The organism is Desulfitobacterium sp., from assembly GCF_034927245.1.
GTDB lineage: Bacteria > Bacillota > Desulfitobacteriia > Desulfitobacteriales > Desulfitobacteriaceae > Desulfitobacterium_A.
On record NZ_JAYFQK010000037.1, the window covers coordinates 1 to 2,421 of the forward strand.

Consider the following 2,421-nt stretch of genomic DNA (forward strand, 5'->3'; position numbering starts at 1 on the left):
ATTACTCCTTTCTTGCATACGCTGTGTCAGAAATACTCTATATTCAGGCGTGTACGAAAGGAGTAAGGGCTATGAGTACGATGCCAATGACCGGCGATTTTGTCCGGGAGTCAGTGGAACTGCATCTTTTTTGGGCTCGAATTATGAAAGAACATGCAATTTTTGATGTGGATTCTTTTGAGTGCAAAGATGTTGCTTTTATTCAAGAAGCGGAGAATTTCAAATGTCAGTTTGAGGAGATTTTGTATGAAACAATTTGTTTGGCCCAAGGCATAATACCTGCTGATGTCCTTCATTCCTGTGAATTTTATACCGATAAGACGCTGATGGCTGAACAAAAAACGATGGAGCTCAGCGGAATCGCCATTAATGTTCAATTAACAGTGGATACCATGAATTTACAACCGAGTATGGGAACGACCATGACTCCGACAAGTCCCGAGGTAGTCGAGAGGATTTGTGCAATCAATGCTAAAGCGCTTGCTTGTGCCCAGGCTATGGCTGCCTTTTTACATCGTGTTTATGAGGATGTAACGAAAGCGTGTTGTCTATTTACACACAATCTTCCTACGGTCTTTGAACATCAACTGGAAGAAACAAAAATGTATATTAAGCAGATTATGCGTATACAAAGTGGACAGATGATTGATCCGACATTCTATATGGTCGAGATGCAAATGTTTTGGAACCATATCATGAAAGAACATGCCGAAGTAATTCGCCAGATGCTTGACCCCTCTGAATGTCATCTTATTGCTAAAGCAAATCACTATGCGATGGAATTCAAAAAGCTTGAGAAGCAATTTAAGGATGGGACACAGTCGAAAGCCAGCCTCAAGCAAATAACACGCGAAAGTTATGAAGCGACCTCAAGCCTTAAAGATTTCAAAGCAACCGCCACGGAAATGATTCTGGCCTGTCAGGTGAAGTCAACCATATCAGCCTTGCTTGGTGATCATGTTTTACGTGAAGCCTGCCATTATCTGCGAATTCTGGGTATACCGCTGCCTGAGTTTAAGGGTGGAAGAGGGTAATAGAAAGAGATCTAACTCTAATAGATATAATAAAGGCGGCCATTCGGCCGCCCAATTATTATTGGCTAACAAAAGTGATAGAACGCAACGGGATACGCACAACGGGACGAATTCCATCAATTGGTGTGCCGATGTTGGAGTGTAGTAGGCCATTGGTCAAAAGTGCGACTCCGTCCTGAATTCCGCCAAAGTTACCGGTCCAGAATCCGGAATCCATACCGACCCGAAGGCATGCGCCAATAGGGTAGGTGTCAAAAAGCCCAACGATAAAGGGTACGGGTGAAAAAGGTGTTCCGAGTAATGACATAATATAACCCCCCTCTTGAGATTTATTAGGCCATTGGACAGGCCTCAGAAGATTGAGAAGGGGATTTCTGCTTTCTGATATAGATTATGAAGGCTTGACCGAAAATGTTACAGTTTCTTAATATATTAGAAGGAATCTTGTTTGCCGCTGTCCAATGTAATAAAGATCCGGGGACTAACCATATTTGAGGAGTGAAAGTAATGGAATTATCACCAAAGGAAACTGTGATTGGTTTTGTTGGAACAGGGGTTATGGGGAAAAGCATGGCTAAGAATCTGCTGAAAGCAGGCTATCGGCTGAATGTTTATAATCGAACAAAAGAAAGTGCCCAAGAACTTGTTCAACTTGGCGCTGTTTGGAAAGATACTGTAGCCGAGCTTGCAGAAGCCAGTCAGGTTGTGATCAGCATGGTAGGATATCCAAAGGATGTTGAGAAAGTTTATCTTGGTGAAGGGGGCTTAATTGCCCATGCAAAAGCAGGAAGCTATTTAATCGATATGACGACCTCCAGCCCGGTATTAGCGAAGACGCTTGCGGCCGAAGGAGAGAAAAAGGGCATACATGTGTTAGATGCACCGGTATCGGGAGGAGATATCGGTGCAAGAGATGGTAAACTTGTGATTATGGTCGGCGGCCAAGAAAAAGACTTTAATGCGGTTATACCTGTTTTTGAAGCCATGGGGACCAACATTATTCTCCAAGGGCCGGCCGGTTCCGGACAATATACGAAGATGTGCAACCAAATTACAATTGCTTCGAATATGATCGGTGTAGCTGAGGCGATGGCCTATGCACAAAAGTCGGGACTTGATCCGATTCGCGTCCTCGATAGTATTGGCGGAGGCGCCGCGGGCAGTTGGTCTCTCTCCAATCTCGGCCCCCGGATGATAAAAGGAGATTATGCCCCAGGGTTTTATGTTAAACATATCATTAAAGATATTAAGATCGCCATAGATTCTGCCCAAGAAATGGGGCTTAGGACTCCCGGGCTGGAGTTGGCTAAATCCCTCTATGAAAAACTTGCGGCTGAGGGAGAAGAAAATAGCGGAACTCAAGCATTGATTAAGCTGTATCAATAAA

General features: G+C 43.9%; 3 protein-coding genes. 2 read left to right on the top strand and 1 reads right to left on the bottom strand.

Annotation, left to right across the window (positions count from 1 at the left end):
* The coding region (locus VB077_RS09085) for a DUF2935 domain-containing protein (protein ID WP_323414909.1) at positions 1 to 1,034 on the top strand (1,034 nt) is incomplete at its 5' end.
* Positions 1,035 to 1,092: 58 nt separating this feature from the next.
* On the opposite strand, the gene VB077_RS09090 is transcribed toward VB077_RS09085, so the two are convergent.
* Positions 1,093 to 1,341 (bottom strand): hypothetical protein, encoded by a 249-nt coding sequence (locus VB077_RS09090; protein ID WP_323414910.1) that lies wholly within the window; start codon positions 1,339 to 1,341, stop codon positions 1,093 to 1,095.
* Positions 1,342 to 1,541: 200 nt separating this feature from the next.
* Here VB077_RS09090 and VB077_RS09095 point away from each other — a divergent pair, with 200 nt between their 5' ends.
* Complete coding sequence (locus VB077_RS09095) at positions 1,542 to 2,420, top strand: NAD(P)-dependent oxidoreductase (RefSeq protein WP_323414911.1); 879 nt, start codon at positions 1,542 to 1,544, stop codon at positions 2,418 to 2,420.
* Position 2,421: the final 1 nt, after the last annotated feature.

Bases quoted from the DNA above. Each gene is read 5' to 3' on its own strand.
- VB077_RS09090 (WP_323414910.1), bottom strand. From the start codon at position 1,341: ATGTCATTACTCGGAACACCTTTTTCACCCGTACCCTTTATCGTTGGG.
- VB077_RS09095 (WP_323414911.1), top strand. From the start codon at position 1,542: ATGGAATTATCACCAAAGGAAACTGTGATTGGTTTTGTTGGAACAGGG.